This is a genomic window from Collimonas silvisoli (genome assembly GCF_018305005.1).
Taxonomy (GTDB): domain Bacteria; phylum Pseudomonadota; class Gammaproteobacteria; order Burkholderiales; family Burkholderiaceae_D; genus Collimonas; species Collimonas silvisoli.
On the sequence record NZ_JAGQEG010000101.1, the window covers coordinates 1 to 19,795 of the forward strand.

Annotated in this window: 19 protein-coding genes; 9 read left to right on the plus strand and 10 right to left on the minus strand. The window is 57.8% G+C overall.

What is annotated here, in order from left to right; genetic code table 11:
* The first annotated feature begins 148 nt into the window (after positions 1-148).
* From KHU33_RS21540 to KHU33_RS26800, 8 genes are all read left to right on the plus strand, one after another.
* A complete protein-coding gene (locus tag KHU33_RS21540) occupies positions 149-2,596 on the plus strand; it encodes a heavy metal translocating P-type ATPase (RefSeq protein ID WP_211466725.1) in 2,448 nt (815 codons plus the stop codon).
* Positions 2,597-2,600: 4 nt separating this feature from the next.
* Positions 2,601-2,990: a Cu(I)-responsive transcriptional regulator gene (gene cueR, locus KHU33_RS21545; RefSeq protein ID WP_211466758.1), complete on the plus strand. Its 390-nt coding sequence runs from the start codon at positions 2,601-2,603 to the stop codon at positions 2,988-2,990.
* A 101-nt stretch (positions 2,991-3,091) separates the two neighbouring features.
* Complete coding sequence (locus KHU33_RS21550; RefSeq protein ID WP_211466727.1) at positions 3,092-3,493, plus strand: hypothetical protein; 402 nt, start codon at positions 3,092-3,094, stop codon at positions 3,491-3,493.
* A gap of 144 nt (positions 3,494-3,637) precedes the next feature.
* Positions 3,638-5,056, plus strand: coding sequence for a TolC family protein (locus tag KHU33_RS21555; RefSeq protein ID WP_211466729.1), 1,419 nt, complete (start codon positions 3,638-3,640; stop codon positions 5,054-5,056).
* 27 nt (positions 5,057-5,083) lie between these two features.
* Positions 5,084-6,481 (plus strand): multicopper oxidase family protein, encoded by a 1,398-nt coding sequence (locus tag KHU33_RS21560; RefSeq protein ID WP_211466731.1) that lies wholly within the window; start codon positions 5,084-5,086, stop codon positions 6,479-6,481.
* A gap of 69 nt (positions 6,482-6,550) precedes the next feature.
* Positions 6,551-7,036, plus strand: coding sequence for a cupredoxin domain-containing protein (locus tag KHU33_RS21565; RefSeq protein ID WP_211466733.1), 486 nt, complete (start codon positions 6,551-6,553; stop codon positions 7,034-7,036).
* Positions 7,037-7,142: 106 nt separating this feature from the next.
* Positions 7,143-7,427 (plus strand): copper-binding protein, encoded by a 285-nt coding sequence (locus tag KHU33_RS21570; protein WP_407928306.1) that lies wholly within the window; start codon positions 7,143-7,145, stop codon positions 7,425-7,427.
* Positions 7,428-7,656: 229 nt separating this feature from the next.
* On the plus strand, positions 7,657-9,678 hold the full coding sequence (locus tag KHU33_RS26800; RefSeq protein WP_211466738.1) for a PepSY domain-containing protein: 2,022 nt from the start codon (positions 7,657-7,659) through the stop codon (positions 9,676-9,678).
* A 7-nt stretch (positions 9,679-9,685) separates the two neighbouring features.
* On the opposite strand, the gene KHU33_RS21580 is transcribed toward KHU33_RS26800, so the two are convergent.
* From KHU33_RS21580 to KHU33_RS21605, 6 genes are all read right to left on the minus strand, one after another.
* Positions 9,686-10,393, minus strand: a complete 708-nt coding sequence (locus KHU33_RS21580) for a hypothetical protein (RefSeq protein WP_211466740.1) — start codon at positions 10,391-10,393, stop codon at positions 9,686-9,688.
* A gap of 39 nt (positions 10,394-10,432) precedes the next feature.
* Complete coding sequence (locus tag KHU33_RS21585) at positions 10,433-10,816, minus strand: hypothetical protein (protein WP_211466742.1); 384 nt, start codon at positions 10,814-10,816, stop codon at positions 10,433-10,435.
* A 96-nt stretch (positions 10,817-10,912) separates the two neighbouring features.
* Positions 10,913-11,656, minus strand: coding sequence for a DUF4198 domain-containing protein (locus KHU33_RS21590; RefSeq protein ID WP_211466744.1), 744 nt, complete (start codon positions 11,654-11,656; stop codon positions 10,913-10,915).
* Between the two features lie 43 nt (positions 11,657-11,699).
* Positions 11,700-12,296, minus strand: a complete 597-nt coding sequence (locus KHU33_RS21595) for a transmembrane anchor protein (RefSeq protein WP_211466746.1) — start codon at positions 12,294-12,296, stop codon at positions 11,700-11,702.
* Entirely contained in the window at positions 12,293-13,036 is a 744-nt protein-coding gene (locus tag KHU33_RS21600) for a HupE/UreJ family protein (protein ID WP_211466748.1), read from the minus strand. The genes KHU33_RS21595 and KHU33_RS21600 overlap by 4 nt, the downstream gene beginning before the upstream one ends.
* A 92-nt stretch (positions 13,037-13,128) precedes the next feature.
* Complete coding sequence (locus KHU33_RS21605; protein WP_211466750.1) at positions 13,129-15,225, minus strand: TonB-dependent siderophore receptor; 2,097 nt, start codon at positions 15,223-15,225, stop codon at positions 13,129-13,131.
* A 514-nt stretch (positions 15,226-15,739) separates the two neighbouring features.
* Between KHU33_RS21605 and KHU33_RS21610 the strand changes: the two genes are divergently transcribed.
* Positions 15,740-16,978 carry a DUF1624 domain-containing protein gene (locus KHU33_RS21610; RefSeq protein ID WP_211466752.1) on the plus strand — a complete coding sequence of 413 codons (1,239 nt, stop codon included), beginning with the start codon at positions 15,740-15,742 and terminating at the stop codon, positions 16,976-16,978.
* Positions 16,979-17,086: 108 nt separating this feature from the next.
* Here KHU33_RS21610 and KHU33_RS21615 read toward each other — a convergent pair whose 3' ends face one another.
* The 4 genes from KHU33_RS21615 to KHU33_RS21630 form a co-directional block, all read right to left on the minus strand.
* Positions 17,087-17,962 carry a GNAT family N-acetyltransferase gene (locus KHU33_RS21615; protein ID WP_211466754.1) on the minus strand — a complete coding sequence of 292 codons (876 nt, stop codon included), beginning with the start codon at positions 17,960-17,962 and terminating at the stop codon, positions 17,087-17,089.
* A gap of 120 nt (positions 17,963-18,082) precedes the next feature.
* A complete protein-coding gene (locus KHU33_RS21620) occupies positions 18,083-18,517 on the minus strand; it encodes an ExbD/TolR family protein (protein ID WP_211466756.1) in 435 nt (144 codons plus the stop codon).
* Positions 18,518-18,660: 143 nt separating this feature from the next.
* On the minus strand, positions 18,661-19,089 hold the full coding sequence (locus tag KHU33_RS21625; RefSeq protein WP_211462685.1) for an ExbD/TolR family protein: 429 nt from the start codon (positions 19,087-19,089) through the stop codon (positions 18,661-18,663).
* Positions 19,090-19,091: 2 nt separating this feature from the next.
* A partial coding sequence (locus tag KHU33_RS21630; protein ID WP_230414462.1) for a MotA/TolQ/ExbB proton channel family protein occupies positions 19,092-19,795 on the minus strand: 704 nt, incomplete at its 5' end.

Consider the following 19,795-nt stretch of genomic DNA (forward strand, 5'->3'; position numbering starts at 1 on the left):
GCGGTAGAGCTTTTGGCAGCGCAAAACGCCAGCTGTTAAAATTGTGCTTGACCTTCCCATCATGGGAAGGTGGATCATGCAACTGTCCCCACTCATTAATTAAGCTGAATAAGTAAGCTGAATAAGCTGAAACCAGGCCAAGCCCATCATGAGCAACAGCGTTAGCCAAACGACAGAATTCCAGCTGCCGATAGATGGCATGAGCTGCGCATCGTGCGTATCTCATGTCGAAAAAGCGTTGCGCAAAGTTGCAGGCGTGCGCGCGGTCAGCGTCAACCTGGCGACTGAACTGGCGACGGTGCAAACCGATGACGCCGGCAGCATCGCGCCTTTGGTTGCCGCAGTGGAAAAAGCCGGCTACCAGGTCCGGCAGCAGGAAGTCACGCTGGATATCGAAGGCATGAGCTGCGCTTCCTGCGTCAACCGGGTGGAAAAATCTTTGCACAAAGTGGCAGGCGTACAAACCGTTGCCGTCAACCTGGCCAGTGAAAAGGCCACGTTGACCACTGCCGGCGTGGTGCCGCTCGGCAGCCTGATCACTGCGATCAAGGCGGCGGGGTATGAAGCATCCTTGCCCAAGCTCACGCAGCAAGCAGCGGCAAGCGTAACCGACAAGAGTGCATTGCCGAGCTGGTGGCCGGTTGCCGCCGCGGCCTTGTTTACATTGCCCTTGATCCTGCCGATGCTGCTGATGCCCTTCGGCGGAACTTGGGCTCTCCCCGGCTGGTGGCAACTGGCGCTGGCAACGCCGGTGCAGTTCTGGTTCGGCGGCCGTTTCTATCGAGCCGGCTGGCGCGCATTGAAAGCCGGCAGCGGCAATATGGATTTGCTGGTGGCGCTTGGTACCAGCGCTGCTTATGGCTTGTCGCTTTATCTGTTGCTGTCTACGACACATGGCGCGATGGCGCATCTGTATTTCGAAGCATCGGCGGCAGTGATCACGCTGGTGCTGCTCGGCAAATGGCTGGAAACCCGCGCCAAACGCCAGACCGCCGACGCCATCCGGGCCTTGAATGCATTGCGCCCGGAGCGCGCCACGGTGCGGCGCGACGGCGTCGATCGCGAGATTGCCATCGACGCCTTGCAACTTAACGATCTGGTGGTGGTGCGCGCCGGCGAACGCATCGCGGTGGATGGCCTGGTGCTGGAGGGCCACAGCCAGGTCGATGAATCCTTGCTGACCGGCGAGAGTCTGCCGGTGGAAAAACAGGCGCATGACCGGGTCACCGCCGGCGCCATCAACGGTGCTGGTTTGCTGTTGGTGACGACCACCGCAATCGGTGCAGAAACGACGCTGGCGCGCATCATCCGCATGGTGGAACATGCGCAAGCCGCCAAAGCGCCGATCCAGCGCCTGGTGGATCAGGTCAGCGCGGTGTTCGTGCCGGTGGTGCTGCTGATTGCCGCCGCCACTTTGCTAGGCTGGGGCTTGAACAGCGGCGACTGGCAGCAAGCCTTGCTCAACGCGGTGGCGGTGCTGGTGATCGCCTGCCCCTGCGCATTGGGGCTGGCAACGCCGACCGCGATCATGGCCGGCACCGGCGTCGCGGCCCGTTTCGGCATCTTGATCAAGGATGCCGAAGCGTTGGAAATCGCTCACCGTATCAATGTGGTGGCCTTCGATAAAACCGGCACCTTGACAGTCGGCCATCCGACGCTGCTGGCGCTGTTGCCTAGCGCGCAAGGTGCTGCCGCAAGCGACGATTTCCTGGCGCTTGCCGCCGCAGTACAACGCAACAGCGAACATCCGCTGGCGCGCGCCGTGCTCGCTGCCGCCGAGCAAAAAGGAGTACCCGTGTCGCCCAACGCCAGCAAGGTGCAGGCCGTCGCCGGGCGCGGCGTGCAAGCCAGCGTCGGCGCTCGCCAATGTTATCTGGGCAGCGCACGCTGGATGCAGGAACTGGGAGTCGATCAGAGCGCCCTGGCCGCCAGCGCGAAGACACTGGAAACCGAGGGCCGCACGGTTTCCTGGCTCGCCACCGAACAAGACGGCAAACCGGCGCTGGCCGGCTTGCTGGCCTTCGGCGACCAGCTCAAACCGACTGCCAAAGCTGCAGTCAAGCAACTGCAACGGCGCGCGATCCGCGTCGCCATGCTGAGCGGCGATAACCGCGGCAGCGCCGATGCCGTCGGCCGCCAACTCGGCATCAGCGAAATCCATGCAGAAATCCTGCCGGCCGAAAAAGCCAGGGCAATCACCGATCTCAAATCCAGCGCGGCCGTGGTCGCCATGGTGGGCGACGGCATCAACGACGCGCCGGCGCTGGCCGCCGCCGACGTCGGCATCGCCATGTCTACCGGCACCGACGTTGCCATGCAAGCCGCCGGCATCACGCTGATGCGCGGCGATCCGGGCCTGGTCGCGGATGCTATCGATATCTCGCACCGCACCTACGACAAGATCCGCCAGAACCTGTTCTGGGCCTTTATCTACAACCTGATCGGGATTCCGCTGGCGGCGCTAGGCTATCTGAATCCGGTGCTGGCCGGTGCGGCGATGGCGTTCAGCAGCGTCAGCGTAGTCAGCAACGCCTTGCTGCTGCGCCGCTGGCGGCCGGCTTCACACTTATCCAAGGAGATTGCAGATGTCGAATAAGGCCATGAATATCGGCGACGCCGCACTGGCTTCGGGAGTCTCGGCCAAGATGATCAGGCACTACGAAGATACCGGCCTGATCCCGAAAGCCAGCCGCAGCGACGGCGGCTACCGCACTTACGCCGAACGCGATATCCATCTGCTGCGCTTCATCCGCCAGGGCCGCCTGCTGGGATTTTCGATGAAGCAGATAAGCGAACTGATCGGCCTCTGGCTGGATCAATCGCGCCCCAGCAGCAAAGTCAAGCAACTGGCGCTGACGCATATAAACGAGCTGGACGACAAGATCAAGGAACTGCAAGCCATGAAGGCCACGCTGGAACAACTGGCTTGCCATTGCCACGGCGACGCGCGGCCCGAATGCCCGATTCTTGAAGGTCTTGCCAGACAATAGCCACATCCGCATTGTTTGCCTTTTATTTTTATCCTATACTGACGCCCATGTCCCGCCTCCTAAAGATCGCAATCTTATGGCTTTTGGTCTTTGCACTGCCTATGCAAGGCTTTGCATCGTCCGCCATGCTTGATTGCGGGACGGCGCATCAGCTGCCGATGTCTAGTGCTTCAATGCATGAAGAAGACAGCATGAATTTTGCGCAGGAACAACAGATGCATCAACATGCGCAGCTTTCTTCAAAGCAAGACCATCAGCATGCCGCCGATGCCGCCCACGCCTCAAGCGGAGATTCTTCCTCGGATGATGCACATCACCACGGAGCAACAAAATGCAGCGCCTGCGCATCTTGCTGCCTGAGTTCCGCCATCAGCGCCCCCGCAACACTTGATCCAATTGCCCCACTGCCAACCGGCCTGGAAACCAGCTTCCAGCCAGATCAGCAATTCACCGCGCATTTCCCCGAAGGCCTCGAACGGCCTCCACACTCCCTCGCCAATTAAATTCCGGAATTGAACCGTCGGTTCCAGGCTATCGCTGCCTGTAACCGTACTTTGTAAATTCTGCCGTCGCTTGCGACGTGCATTTGCCTGCACGTCCCGCATTTCATTCGAACTGAATTTTGCATCATCGTCATCGAGGACATCATGCTTTCCACCCTCTCAACGAGGCGCGCGCTCGCGCTCGCCGTCTCAGTCTTATTCCTGGGCGGCTGCGCCTCGCTGTCGCCAGACGGCGGTTTCTCATCGGTGCAGTCCTTGACCAAGGAACGCATCGGTCAAGAGATCAAATGGATCAAATCCGACGACGACGCCGCCAGCGTTGCCAAGACAATCGAGCCGCTGCTCGCCCAACCCTTGAGCGCCGACGATGCGGTCAAGATCGCGCTGCTCAACAACAAAGGCTTGCAAGCCAGTTACAGCGAACTGGGGATTGCCGAAGCCAATCTGGTGCAGGCGGGACGGCTGCCCAACCCATCGTTCTCGTTCGGCCGCCTGCGCCGTGGCGATGATATCGAGATTGACCGCTCGTTGATGCTGCCCGTCATGAGTCTGTTGACCATGCCCTTCGCCAGCAAGATCGAGCGCCGTCGCTTCGAGCAGGCGCAGTTTCGCGCCGCCGGCGACGCCCTGGCTGTCGCCGATGAAACGCGGCGCGCCTATTTCTCTGCGGTCGCGGCGCAGCAAACCGTCAGCTACATGGAGCAAGTCAAAGCGTCGGCGGAAGCCGGCGCCGAGCTGGCGCGCAAGATGGCGGCGGCCGGCAACTGGAGCAAGCTGGAACAGGCGCGCGAGCAATCGTTCTACGCCGACGCCACGGTGCAACTGGCGCGCGCCGCGCAAACTCAGGTGGCCGAGCGCGAAAAACTGACCCGCCTGCTGGGCTTGTGGGGTCAGCACACGGCGTTCCAATTGCCGGATCGGCTGCCGGATCTGCCGCAAGCGCCGCAAGCGCCGCAAGACGTCGGCGACGTCGAAGTGCAAGCCATGCAGAACCGGCTCGACATCATGATGGCCAGGCGCGAACTGTCCGGGCTGGCGGGCTCCCTGGGACTGACCAAGGCTACCCGCTTCATCAACATCCTCGATGCCGGCCTGATGCACAACAACTACAACCAGAGCCCGTCGCGCGAGAACGGTTATTCGATCCAGCTTGAAATTCCCCTGTTCGACTGGGGCGGTGCGCGTGTGGCGAAAGCCGAAGCGTTGTATATGCAGGCCGTGAATCGCTCGGCGGAACTCGCCGTCAACGCCCGCTCCGAGGTGCGTCAAGCGTATGCCGGCTATCGCAGCGCGTATGACATCGCACGCCATTATCGCGACGAAATCGTGCCGCTCAAAAAGCGCATCTCGGACGAACAGATGCTGCGTTACAACGGCATGCTGATCGGCGTTTTCACCTTGCTGGCGGACGCCCGCGCGCAGGCCATGAGCGTCAATGGCGCGATTGAAGCGCTACGCGATTACTGGATCGCCGAGTCGGCGTTAAAAATGGCCCAGACCGGCCGCACAGCGGCAGCCGCCGATAGCAAAGCCGGTGTTTCCATCGCCGCTGCGGCTGATTAATCAAGCAACAAAACAAGGATAGACATCATGGTCTCACGTAGAAATTTCATGAGCGGCGCCGGTGCGGTCGCGATTGGCGCAGGTTTGGTCAGCCGGGTCGGCGCGGCATCGCTGCCCGAAGCAGTAACGATGGCTGGCGCGGCCACCCAGCCGCCGCTGTCGCCACCGAACGGACGCCCTTATAACCCGGTGGTCACTCTCAACAGCTGGACCCTGCCTTGGCGCATGAAAAACGGCGTCAAGGAATTCCACCTGGTTGCCGAGCCGGTGGTGCGCGAAATCGCCCCAGGCATGAAGGCCAACTTATGGGGCTATAACGGCCAGTCGCCAGGACCCACCATCGAGGTAGTCGAAGGCGACCGCGTGCGTATCTTCGTCACCAATAAACTGCCGGAACACACCAGTGTGCATTGGCACGGCCAACGCCTGCCGCATGGCATGGATGGCGTCACCGGCCTGACCCAGCCTGGCATCCGGCCGGGCAAGACCTTTGTCTACGAATTCATCGCAAAACGCCCCGGCACCTTCATGTATCACCCGCATGCGGATGAAATGACGCAGATGGCAATGGGCATGATGGGTTTCTGGATCACCCATCCGAAAGACCCCGGCCTGCACCGTGTCGATCGCGATTTCTGTTTCCTGCTGAATGCCTACGATATCGATCCCGGCAGCTACACCCCGAAAACCAGCACCATGCTCGATTTCAATCTGTGGACCTTCAACAGCCGCGCCTTCCCCGGCATCGATCCGATGGTGTGCCGGCAGAACGACCGGGTCCGGATCCGGGTCGGCAACCTGACCATGACCAACCATCCGATTCATCTGCATGGCCACGAATTTGTCGTGGCCGGCACCGATGGCGGCTGGACGCTGCCCGGATCGCGCTGGCCGGAAGTCACCACCGACATCGCCGTCGGCCAGATGCGCGCGATTGAATTCGACGCCACCGAACTGGGCGACTGGGCATTTCACTGCCATAAATCGCATCACACGATGAATGCCATGGGCCATGAAGTGCCGACCATGATCGGCGTCGACCAGCGCGACGTTCTAAGCAAGATCAACAAGCTAGTGCCGGACTACATGGTGATGGGAGAAAAAGGCGGCGCGATGGGCGACATGGAAATGCCGCTGCCCGACAACACCTTGCCGATGATGACCGGCAGCGGCCCGTTCGGCGGGATTGAAATGGGCGGCATGTTTACCACCGTGAAGGTGCGCAAAGGCATCGCCAGCAACGACTACAAAGATCCGGGCTGGTACCAGCACCCCGCCGGCACCCTCGCCTATGAATGGCAAGGCGGTGACGCTGATAGCTCATTGCCGGTCGCCGCCCAGGCGCCGGACGCCAAAAGCATGATTGCCAGGCCGGGCGAAAAAATCCTGAAAGTACGTAAGGGAGGCTTACATAGCGAGCACTGACTGAATCCAGGCGGCTCCGATTTTCCCTCTGAAGCAATACGACATTTATTTTTAACTGAAAGGACGCCCATGAAATCCGTTTTAATCGCATCGACTCTGGCTGTATCGCTGTTATCCGCCAACGCTTTCGCCCACGGCGACGAAACCCATAACGCTGCCGCTGAAAAATCAGAAGGACATGCAGCGGCCCTGGGCAAGCCCGGGGTTGCCGCCAAAGTATCGAAAACCATGAGCGTCGACATGAACGACAACATGCGATTCACGCCGGCGACCATCACTATCAAACGTGGTGAAACTGTCAAATTTATCGTCAAGAACTCCGGCAAGGTCAAACATGAAATGGTGCTGGGCTCCATCAAGGAATTGAAGGAGCACGCAGCCCTGATGCAGAAATTCCCGGAAATGGAACATGCGGATCCAAACCAGGTATCGCTCGAACCAGGCCAGAGCGGAGAGCTGATCTGGCAGTTCAGCAAGGCCGGCGCCTTTGATTTCGCCTGTTTGCAGCCGGGGCATTTTGAAGCCGGCATGCGTGGCAAGGTCATAGTTAAATAATTTTTTACAGAAACCCAGCAAAGGAACTCCGATGAAAACCCCTTCTATTTTATTCGCGACACTGGCTTTGACACTAGTCGTCTCGTTCAATCCGCCGATTGCAGCCATGGCTGCCGAGGAAATGGCAAAAGCCGACGCCGCAGCGGAAATCAAGCCAGCCGATGCCGCAGCGATGTCCGCCGGCGAAGTTAAAAAAATCGATAAGGAAGCCGGCAAGATCACCATCAAGCATGGCCCGTTGGCGAATCTGGAGATGCCGCCGATGACCATGGTTTTTCGTGTAAAAGACCCGATCATGCTGGATCAGGTAAAGCCCGGCGACAAGATCAATTTTGTCGCCGAAAAAGCTAACGGCGCATTGACCGTCACACAACTGCAGGCTGGCGGCTGAGATTGATCAGCAGTCATGTACGCAGTGAAATAGCCTGTTCCGGCAGGCTATGCTGCGCACAGCGCTGAAAACCGTTGTTTCTGTTTCACGGCATTGGCAAAACGGGACATCCGGACATTTCCTATATGGTGTAATCGATAGCAGAAGACGCTGATAGCCGGCCTGACCGGCTTCTGCGGATTGAAGAAAGGTAGAGTTCTTCCAACGTATGCAAGGCGGTCCCTGAGACATGCGCCATCCTGTTCGTCACCGTATTCTCCAATGCCATCGCTGGACCGGTTTGAGCCTTGGCCTGATCATGGTCTTGATTGCGGTTACCGGGGCCGGCATGGTTTTTCGTCCCCAACTCGATCCTATAATCAACCGCGATCAGTTGAGGGTAACGGCTTGCCATGCGCGCTTACCGCTTGATGCCTTGATTGCCAATGCGCATGCAGCCAATCCGCAAGGCGGCGCGCTCACTTACATACGGCTTTATTCGGCTACGGATAGCGTTGCGCGGATTCGCTTTAGCGATGACAAATGGGTGAACGTAAATCCATGCTCCGGTGCGGTGCTTGGGCAAGATGATCGGTATGGCGGCCTGTTCGGCACGCTGGCGCTGTTGCACAGCTTGCGCTTCGTAGCAAACGGCAACCTGATTGCCGGCGCGCTTACCCTGGCGCTTATCGTCATGCTTATCCTGGGCGGCTTGGTCGTCTGGTGGAGCGGTACGCGGTACAGTGGCCGAAAACCCAGCTTTCGCGCCTATCCACAGCAACTGCATAAAACAATAGCCCCCTATGCCAGTCTGATTCTTCTGACCAGTGCACTCACTGGCTTGCCGCAAGCCTTTGAATGGTGTCGCAACGGTATTTACCTGCTCACGGGATCACCGCTACCTGCATCAGTAACGCAGTCTGTGACGCCAACCGGCGCCCAGCGCTTGCCGACAGAATTCATCTGGCAGCGCGCCTTATCCCTGCTGCCGCAAGCCAGTCAAGCGCAATTGCATTTTTCCGGCAAGCCTGGAGACGCGGTTGACATCAGATTGGTCGGGAGCGATGCACCGCATGCGCAGGCATTTTCCTATTTGACGCTGAATCCCTACACGGGGCAGGTGTTGCACTTTACCCCCTACGCAAAAAACAGCCTCGGAGAGAAAATTTATCTATGGGCCTTATCCTTGCACTACGGCTGGGTAGCCGGGTGGTTCGGTCAGTTGCTGCTGTTAGCCGGTGCGCTATCGGTGCCAGTCCTCGCTTATACCGGCATAAGCAGTTACCTGAGCAGGAGGTACAAACTGCCAGCCGGGAAAAGATTGCTATTGCGGGTTAACAAAAAAACAGTCGAAGCAGAAGGCGTCTGCAGCTTTGAGCTGGTCGATCCGGCGGGAAAGAGACTGCCGCCGTTCAGCCCCGGTGCGCACATTGATGTCTATCTGCGCGCCGGTCTGGTACGGCAATATTCTCTATGCAACGATCCGCGCGAGCGCCATCGCTACCTGATTGCAGTGCTGCGCACGCCGGATTCCCGCGGTGGCTCGCAGGCCATGCACGATGACTTCGAAGAAGGCTCGGCATTGGAAATTGGCACGCCGAGAAACCATTTCCAGCTTGCGCCCAGGGCGCAACGGTCGCTATTGATTGCCGGCGGCATCGGGATCACCCCGATCCTGTCCATGGCAGAACAGCTTACCAATACCGGCGCCGATTTCAGCATGCATTACTGTAGCCGTTCATTGCAGCGCACTGCATTCCACAATCGCATCAACTCCGCAGCATATGCGCAACGCGTGAGGTTTCACTTCAGCGATGGCATGCTGTCCCAGCGCGTCGATTTGCAGACACTGCTCGCTGATCCGGATCCCGCGACCCATCTCTACGTCTGCGGCCCGGCTGGATTCATGGATGCGGTAATTGACACTGCAAAGAGTCATGGCTGGTGCGATAGCCGCCTGCACCGTGAATATTTTTCGGCCGCGCTGAACAACTCGGACAGCGACGTTGAATTCGATATCAAGCTCGCCAGCACGGGAAAAATCTATCGCGTCGCCAAAGATAAAACGGCTGCCGCAGCGTTGTCCGAGGCTGGCGTCCAGATACCGACCATGTGCGAGCAAGGTGTGTGCGGTACTTGCCTGACCCGGGTGCTGGATGGCGAACCGGATCATCGCGACAGATTTCTCAGCGAAGCGGACAGGATGAAGAACGATCTGTTTCTGCCTTGTTGTTCGCGCTCAAATAGCGCCACATTGGTATTGGATTTGTAGACGACGATTACGGCAGCAATCCGGGAAGATGAAAACGGATGGCAAGCGCCACAAACTGCCCTGCGCTCTCCCGTCCGAATGCATTGCCGAAAGTAGCACTCAGGTCAACCCCCTCAGGTACCAGTACAGCACGCAAACCGGCTTGATACGACGGCTTGCCTTTGTCCTCGCCATAGATCTCGGCGATCAAGGTGAAGCGCCGCGACAGCAATTTCTCCATCCCAAGCCCCCAGGTCATGCGCGCCGTATGTTGCGTGTTCGCGTAATGGACGCCTAGATTGGCATGCAGCGAAAGCGCATCGTCCCAGAGCGACACAGACAGCGGAATCTTGGCGTAAGAGTGCCGGAAATTTTCCCGGCTGCCCGCCTCGCTCTCTCTATCCGCTCCCGCAATCAAGCCGATGCCGACGCCGTTGGTTTGCAATTTCTTCAACACGGTCTTGAGCTGGATCTGCGCATGCGCCATGTACAGACCTTGAACGTCTCTCTGCAGCGCACCGCCGGCTGCAACTTCGAGATTGCCAGTTGCATTGCAGGCCGGCATGATCCAGCGCTCGCTACCGTCCCGATTAAAACGCAGCCATGACTCGAGCTGGCAGGCATGCGGTTCGACGATCGCGGCATCGTCTACATTCAATGCGCCCGACGCCGCGGCATGCGAAAGCATCGCCATGCCGGACGCCAGCAATGCGGCATTAGCGAAAATTTTCTTCATATGGATAGGGCGAGCAGCGAAACCAGCGGACCCAAAGAACTATGGATTCCCGGTAGCAAAGCTGGCGCTGACCTTGCTCGCTTTATCTTTCAAAATCACCGACGCAATCACCTTCGAGCCAGCCGGAATCTTGACTCCCTTAGCTTCAAACTTGTTGCCGCCGGCGGGCTTGAGCAGCGCTTCCGACTTGGCGCCTTTGCTGGTGATCGTCAGCTTGCCGCTCAAGCCGTCGCTCGGCAATTCATCATCGTCGTCCACCACATACAACTCGGCTCCATCCTTGCCCACCACCAGTTCCAGCGACATGTCGCCATCGATCTGGATCAAGCCGCCATGCTCGGGCTTGGTGTTGCCGTGCGCTTGCGCCGTATTGAACGCCAGCAGCATGGCGCTCAACAGCAGCAGATTTGCAAATTTTTTCATCGAACCACCTCTGAATAAGCCGGCGCTCTTATACGGGGAGCGCCGAAACCCGGGACTACGCAAACTGGCAGAAACATCCTCAGGCGTTGTTATTCATTATTCGGGTGCGTGCGGCAATACAAAGGAAAGCGACGCCAGGTGCTCCACCGTATTTGTCTTCTTTGGATCTTCCGGCGCCGAATTGAAAATGGCGACAATTACATTCAGTCCTTGATTCCGTACCTTGATCGTCACCGTGCCGTCGGCTGCAGTCTTGAGTTGCTCGCTGTCAGGATCGTTGATCCAGTCATGCAATACTCGTGCGCCGGCAACCGGCTTGCCTTGATACAGCACGCGCAATTTCATGGATTGCCCCAACAGCGCCGGCAGCGTTGCCTCGACCGGCAGGATCTGCAATGTCTGCCCCGGCAGGACCGGCAAAGGCGCTGTCAATTGGCCCCGAATCAGTACCGCGTACTTGTAATTCTGCTCACTGACGACGGCGTCGGGCACTTCGTCCTTGCCCTTTTTAATCCACTTCCCTTCAGGCGTCTTGCTCCATGTGCCATTGTCGAGAACCGCCGCCACCAGCGCCGGCTGGTTTTCGGTGTCTACCAGGATCAAATGATCGGTCTTGATCAATGACGTCGGCACCGACTTGCCGCTCGCATCAAAGCCGGCAATGCTTTTCACCATGGAGAAACGCTTGACCATGTCGAGATCGTCGGCACCGATGCCGTACAGCAGCGCCAACTGGTTGTTGCGCTGTGCAAACCAGATGCCATGCGCCTGTGCAGCCGCGCTTGCAAGTGAGCTTGCAATCAAGGCTGCGGATATAAAGAGCTTGCTGATGTTTTTCATTTTCGGCCTTTAAGTTGGGTTAAAAATTCAGTTGAAACGATGCTTAGTGCGGCACATAGAGCTTCTCGAAAAAGCCGCTGACTTTGACTTTGATAGTGACCGGCTTATCGCTGTGATTGCGCCAGAACCAGCCGTGTATGCCGTCAAACGGCGCCACAAAAGATCCTTGATCGCCCGCTTGCTGTTTCTCTTTCCAGTAACGGGTGAATTCCTTGCCGGCGTTCGGCCGTTCGCCATGCATGTCGACAGTGACCTTGCCGCCTTCCGCAGACCAGGCATAGACGAAATGTTCGCCCTGCTGCATCAAGGCCTTGATCTCACCGCCTTCATTCGGCTGCAATGTCAGCGACATTTCACTTTCATTGAATGGCGTCCGGCTTTTGATCAGCGTTGCTTCCGGCGCATTTGCCGCTGCAGCGGTAACTGCTGCCGTGGCTGCTACCGGGCTGGACGGCGCTTGCGCACTGTCGGCGCCCAATTTCTTGATCTCCAGCGCCTTGCCGATGCCGGTGACGTCGATGCCGTATTCGGCGGGCAGGACGAAAGCGATCAGTATGGCCGCCGCGGCGACGATGGCGATGCCGGTGGCCTTGCGCAATTGCGGCAGGGTCGGCAGTGTTGGATTGATAGCAGGTGTCATGTCGGGATCCTTGGTGAACTCATGAAATAACCGGTCAGCTGATAGCCCATCAAAATGAAACCGGCGGTCATCAAAACGACGTTGGCGGAAAACGCCTGATGCCGGAATTTTTCGCTGCGGCGCCAGAATCCCATCGCAATCATGATTGCACTCAGGGCCAGCAACTGCCCTATCTCGACGCCGAGATTGAAGCCGACGATATTCGGGATCAATCCATCTTGAGACAGGGTCAGCTCTTGCAGCTTGGTAGCCAGGCCGAAGCCGTGAAAGAAACCGAAAACAAGCACGGCGGCCTTGGTATTCGGCTGAAACCCCAGCACCAGCTGGAACGCCCCAAGATTGTCGAGCGCCTTGTATACGACCGACAGGCCGATGATGGTGTCCACGATATACGGATTGACGTGAGTGCCGGTCAGTACGCCAGACAGCAAAGTGACGCTGTGGCCGATGGCAAATAAACTGACGTAAGTGCCGACATCCCTCATCCGGTACAGGAAAAAAATGACGCCGAACAGGAACAGCAAATGGTCGTAACCGGTGACCATGTGTTTTGCGCCTAGATAGATGAATGGCAGCAGATGGACACCGGTGTTTTGTTCGATAAAGGTTTTGTCTTCATCCGCAACGCCATGTGCAAAAACATCGGATGCAACGAACGCCAGCAACAGCATTACGGTGGGGATAACTGCGCATTTGGCGATGCCGAGCCAATTTGCCTTTCGACTTAGTAATTCTTGCATGCAGATTCTCCGGTGTGCATGATCGGTCAATCAAACTGAGTGATCGCTGGCGTCGCACTGACGACGCCAGCGGCCCTCCTCAGTTCAATGCATCAGAATTTATATTGCGCTTTGAGGGTGATCGTACGTTCCGTGCCAGGAGCAACCCAGAGCTGACTGTAAGAGCTGGCGTAGTAGGTCTTGTTGAACAGGTTGTCGATGTTCAACGAGATACGCAGCTTTTTGGTCGGTTTGTAAGAGGCGAGCATTTTGTAGGTGGTGTAAGCCGGCAATTTGAAATTGCTGCTTACCGCAACGTCGCCGTTGCGCTCGCCGACGTAATTCACGCCGCCGCCGAGAGAGGCGACGCCTTCGCCTAGCTTGAAATCCTGGACCAGGAGCAGGTTGGCGCTGTTTTTAGGCACATCCGGCAAGGCGCTGCCGACCTTGAACAGATTGTCCTTGGTGATTTTGGTATCGGTGTAGGCATAGGCTGCGGTGAGACGCAGATTGCGGACGATTTCTCCCGACACGTCGAGTTCGACGCCGCGGCTTTCGACCTCGCCGGCGGCCACCGAGTAATTGGGATCCAGGGGGTCAACCGTCAACACATTCTGTTTCTGGATCTTATACACCGCCAAGGTGCCGCTGAGTTTGCCGTTGGCCGCATCGTATTTCGTGCCGACTTCATAAGAACGGCTGCTCTCCGGCGCGAACGGCTGGCCGCCCGATGTGGTGCCGCTGCTTGGCCGGAATCCCTTGGATACGCTGGCATAGAACGACAGCGTCTTGAGCGGCTGATAGACGATACCGAAACGCGGGCTGGTGGCATTGCCTGATTGCTCGGTATAGCGCAGGAAACGCCGGTCGTCGAAAGTCTGCGTGTAGTTATCGTAACGCACCCCGATCAAGGCCTTCCATTGCTTGGTGATGTCGATCTGATCTTGCGCATACAAGCCGTGCGCACGCTGCTTTTCCTTGGTGCTGATGTTGAGCGTCATGGCCGCCGGCACCGATAGTCCATAGACAGGATTGTAAATATCGATCGCGTAAGGAGAGGCCGCAGTCGGATTGGCACGCATCAAGACGCGGTCGTCGTCGAAACGGTAAGCGTCGACGCCGAACAGCAGATTATTCACCACCGGGCCGGTGGCGACCTTGCCCAGCAACTCCACCCGGCCGGAGGTATCGATCGCCGAGAAATCACGCAGGCGGTGCTGGCGCCACAAGGTGCGGCCATCGGCGAGCAATTTGCTGGCCTCGGTCGACAAGCCCTTGAGCGAGCTTTCGCGGTAAGACAAGCCGCTCTGCAGCGACCAGTCATCGTTGAATTGATGCTGGACGAATACTTGATGACCGAGCGATTTGATGGTGATCGGACCGTCGCGCGGTTCACCGAGAAAGCGCGAATTAGGAATCAGGCCGAGCTGCCCTTTGACTGCCAGCACGCCGCGGTCAAACGGCGTTCTTTGCTGGACCGCTTCCATTTCATATGAAAGCGTCGTATCCGGCGTGATCATCCAGATAAATGACGGCGATATCACATAACTCTCTGAATGCTCCGTATCGCGAAAGCTGTTGCCGTTCTGATAGGCGGCGTTAAGGCGGTAGGCCACCGTTTCGCTGAGCGGGCCGGTCAGATCGACCGCGGTTCTATAAGTGCTGTAGTTGCCGACCGATTGCTCGATGGTTTGCGACGGTTGAAACAACGGCTTCTTGGTCGTGATATTGACGGTGCCGCCTGGGTCGCCCCGGCCATACAGCGCAGAAGCCGGGCCTTTCAATACTTCGACGGTGCCGGTGTTAGCCGAATCGCGCTGGCCGTTGTAGCCACGGCTGGAACTAAAGCCATTGACCAGGAAATCGGATCCGAAATTCGGATCGCCGGTAAAGCCGCGCATGGCATAACTGTCCCACAGGCCGCCCAGATTGCTTTGACGCGCGATGCCGCTGGCCAGATCCAGCGCATCGGAAAACTTGATGACGCCAACGTCCTGCAACAGATCGGCAGTCAATACGCGCACACTCTGCGGCAAATCCTGCAACAGCGTGTCGGTCTTGGTGGCGCCGGTAGCGGAGATGCTGCGGTAGGGTTGTTTTTGGCCGACGACAACGACTTCTGAAGAACTGTCGGTGTCAGCGGCGGCGGCAGCAAACGGATAAGCAGCAGCAAGAAAAAGCGCAAGATGAAAGCGTGGCGAGGTGTACATGAAAACTCCCTGTTGGAATAGATATCGTGTGGAAGTCCGATTCCCTGCGTGTCCGCGGCTCGCAAAAACATCGTCTTCTGTTATTGATTACAGCATGTCGAAATTACGCTTTATCTTGTTTTCGGCAGGTCACAAAACAGAAATATCTGTTTTATCCGAAAGAATCAGCATGGCGTGCCGAGATGGGCGCGCATGCGTTGAAACTGTGCGGTTTCTGACGAGTTTCCCCAAGAAAGTGCGATTCAACTATCGATTTCACCGTTTTGAAATCGCTGCTGCCCGGCTTTCTTTTTGCAGATGGCGTCGACACAATGTGAATGCACACTATTGTTGCAATCATTTTCCACGCTGTTTTGTGGCAGGCACGATAGAAAATGCTATATCGCTGCTTTTTTTCAAAGTGAAGAACCTGCTTTCTGTTCAAAGTAAGCAGAATAATTTATATGCGGGATTTAGAATAATCGAGCACTTCCCTTTATCTGCATCCCTCCTCTAACCACAGCAGGCCCACACCATGACGAATCCGACGGTCAATCCGAAAGTCCCGCTGTCGTATGGCAGCAGCACGCATTCAGCACATTCAGCCAACAATCCGATCACTGCGTCGATCGCCGCATCGCGTTCGCGGATAGCCGTGATCGATGTTCTGCGCGGCCTGGTGATGCTGGTCATGCTGTTCGATCACGTGCGCGAAACGATTTATCTGCACATGCAGGTCAGCGATCCGATGGATGTCGCCACCACCGAGCCTGCCCTGTTCTTCTCGCGCCTGGCGGCACACTTTTGCGCGCCCATGTTTGTATTTCTTACCGGACTATCCGCCTGGCTGTACGCCAACCCGTCGTCCGGCGCGCCGCGTTCCGCCACGGGTTTCCTGATCAAGCGCGGCTTGCTGCTGGTAGTGCTTGAATGGACTCTGGTGACGTTTGCCTGGTCCGGCCAGTTCCCGCCGCCGACCATTTACCTGCAGGTGATCTGGGTTATCGGGCTGGCCATGATTGTGCTGGCCTTGCTGCACCGGCAACCGCGCTGGCTGCTCGCCGCTATCGGCTTGAGCATCGTATTCGGCCATAATCTGTTGACCTCGCTCAGTTTCGATCCCGGCAGCCTCGGCTATTACCTGTGGACGCTGTTGCTGCATCGCGGTTACCTGGTCGCCGATGGCTGGATCAAGGTCAAGGTTACCTATCCCCTGCTGCCGTGGATTGGCGTAATCCTGCTGGGTTATGTCGCCGGCCCGCTGTATGCGCAAACCGTGGCGGCGGCCAGCCGCAAGCGGCTGCTGTTGACCGTCGGCGTCAGCTGCCTGGTATTGCTTGGGTTGCTGCGCGGCTTCAACATTTATGGAGAAACGCAGCCCTGGGTGCATGGAGAGGATATTGTACGGACGCTCATGTCGTGGGTCAACTTCACCAAATATCCGCCATCGCTATCGTTCCTGCTGCTCACTCTGGGCACGGGATTGATACTGCTGGCCTGGTTCGAAGCGATCGATAACTGGTTCACCCGCGTATGCGCGACTTTCGGCGGTGCGCCGATGTTTTACTATCTGCTGCATCTGTATGTACTGTTGATCCTGCAACACCTGCTGGTCGCCATTTTCGGCGCCAATCACGGAGTGCGCTTTGGCGTCGATCACTTCTGGGTAGTATGGCCGACGGCTTTCGCACTGATGCCTTTGCTGTACTTCCCATGCCGCGCATTTGCAAGATACAAGCGGGTGTCGACGCAGAAGTGGGTACGGTATTTCTAGGGCCTCGATAGCGCCGTTCCCGCTGCCGTGGGAACGGCCTTTTGTTGCAGCCGGGAATGGAGCACTTCGGATCAATATATGAAAGTCCTGCGGGAAAGTATTGTTGGCTTAACCGAACGACTGGTTAATCAGCGCGTACTGATGCAAATTTTTGTCGAGCAGCGGCGGCTCGCCTCTTGCCATCGTCACCATCTCGTGCGCTTGCATCAAACCCACCTCATTTAACCACTGGCTCAAATCGCCGGCGCCAGCCACATCGATACGCATGAACGCGCCGGCATGTGACCCCGCCCAGTGGTTGATCAAGGCCTTGGCGCGAGCGATGTCCGGGGCAATGACCGGGCCGATGGCGTAACCATGACCGAAGCGGCGCATCAGCGCGCAGCCGACCATGCCGTCATAACTCTCGATGACCACCCCGCCCTCTGCCACCTCCAGCAAAGCCGCCAGCACGGTACCGCGCGGCATACCGGCGGCACGGCTGCTGAGCGCTGCTATCTTTGTCTTGTCGGCGGCGCCGATGGGACGAATCCGGTCACCCGGCATCAGTGGCGTGCTTAATTGCGTGACCCGCGAATGGGCGACGACTCCTTGATGCTGGCGAACTTCACCAAATGGCGTAAAGCCAAGCTGTTCGTATAACGGCCGGCTTTGCGGCGAGGCGCTAAGCAGAATAGTGCGGTCGCCGATTTCAGCCAGCACCTGGGACAGCAGTTGCCGCCGGATGAGCTGGCCTTGACAGTCAGGCGGCACAATCACCATACCGAGCGAAGCATATTCCTGGCCATGCCCCCAGCACATGGCGCTACCAATCACGCCCTCTTCATTTTCTGCGACAAAGCCGGTGCCGAGACGCTGGATGAATTGCCAATCTTCCAGCCGGTGCGGCCAGCCAACCGATAGCGACAGTGCCTGTGCCGCTGCTACATCGTCTGCGGTGAAACGGCGATATTTGACGTTGCTATCGGCTATTTGCTTTTTCACTGGGAACTCCTGTATTTCCGGACTTGATTTCGCGTGATCTTGAGAGGGTTGCCTTGTAAGGAATTTTTTATCGATGAATCAGATTGTTTGCCCGCGGTTTTCTATATCGGGTCGAAGATTTTATTTAAGGAACTGCTCATTGCCGACAATGCCGATCTTGGTCACGCCCAGCCGCTGCGCCGACGCCATCACCGCCGCCACCGACTTGTACTCCACCGCCTTGTTCGGACGCAGGTGCACTTCATCGATATTGCCGCCGGCAACAACGCCCTTCAAGCGATCTTCCAGTTCGGTACGGCTGGCCATCGGCGTGCCGTTCCACATCACCGTGCCGGCCGGATCGATGTCCACCGTGTCGGCCACCGGCAACGCCAACGGCGGCGGCGGATTACCGGTCGGCATATTCAGCTTGATCGCGTGATTCTGGATCGGAATCGTGATGATCAGCATGATGATCAGCACCAGCATGACGTCGATCAGCGGCGTCATGTTCATTTCCATCATCGGTTCCGGATCATTGGCGTTGCCGCCGGAAGAACCTACATTCATACCCATGTGATACTCCTCTTCAAGCCCTTCATACACCGCCAACGTCATCCCCGCGAACGCGGGGATCCAAATTCCTGCATCATGTTATCGCTCATGTTGCAACATGGATTCCCGCGTACGCGGGAATGACGACGTGGTTGAAATGCGGGTTAGTTACGCGCAGGCGGTTCGGTGATGAAACCGATCTTCGCAATCCCTGCCCGCTGTGCAGTCAGGATCACCTTGCCGATATATTCATACTTGGTTTGCTGATCGCCGCGGATATGCAGTTCCGGTTGCGGCACCTGCACGGCCACCTCTTTCAACTTCGACAGCAAGGCAGCGGTGTTCGGCACCAGTTGCTCGTTCCAGAACATGTCGCCTTGCTTATTCACCGCCAGGTTGATGTTCTCCGGCTTGGTTTTATAAGGTTCGTCGAATTCGTTCGGCAGCTTCACCGGGATCGTATGCGTCACCACCGGAATCGTGATCAGGAAGATGATCAGCAACACCAACATGACGTCCACCAGCGGCGTCGTGTTGATCGTGCCGATCACTTCGTCTTCATCCCCATCGGGAGAGCCGAGTGACATCGCCATGATTAGCCAACCTTTTTCTTGATGTTGGCAACCTGGCCGGCCTGGCTCGACGACATCACGCCGCTCAGCAGGACCGAGTGCAGGTCGGCGCTGAACGAGCGGATTTCTTCCATCGCGCTCTTGTTACGGCGCACCAGCCAGTTGTAACCGAGCACCGCAGGCACCGCAACTGCCAGACCGATCGCGGTCATGATCAGCGCTTCACCGACCGGGCCGGCCACCTTGTCGATCGAGGCCTGGCCGGCGATACCGATCGCGGTCAGCGCGTGGTAAATACCCCAGACGGTACCGAACAGACCGACGAACGGCGCGGTCGAACCGACCGTGGCCAGGAACGCCAGGCCGTCTTGCAGGCGGCTTTGGACTTTTTCTACCGAGCGCTGGATCGACATGGTGACCCAGGTGTTGAGGTCGATCTGTTCCAGCAAGGCGCCGTCATGGTGCAGCGTCGAGGTGCTGCCGTTTTGGGCGATGAAACGGTAAGCGCTGTTCGGCTTGAGGCCGGCGATGCCGGCTTCCACCGTCGCGGCTTTCCAGAAGGTGTGTTTGGCGTTCTTGGCCTGGCCCATCAGTTTCACTTGCTCGATCAGCTTGGTGATGATGATGTACCAGCTGCCCATCGACATCAGCACCAGGATGATCAGGGTGCCGCGGGCTACGAAGTCGCCGCCTTTCCACAGGGCGTCCAGGCCGTAGGGGTTGTCGA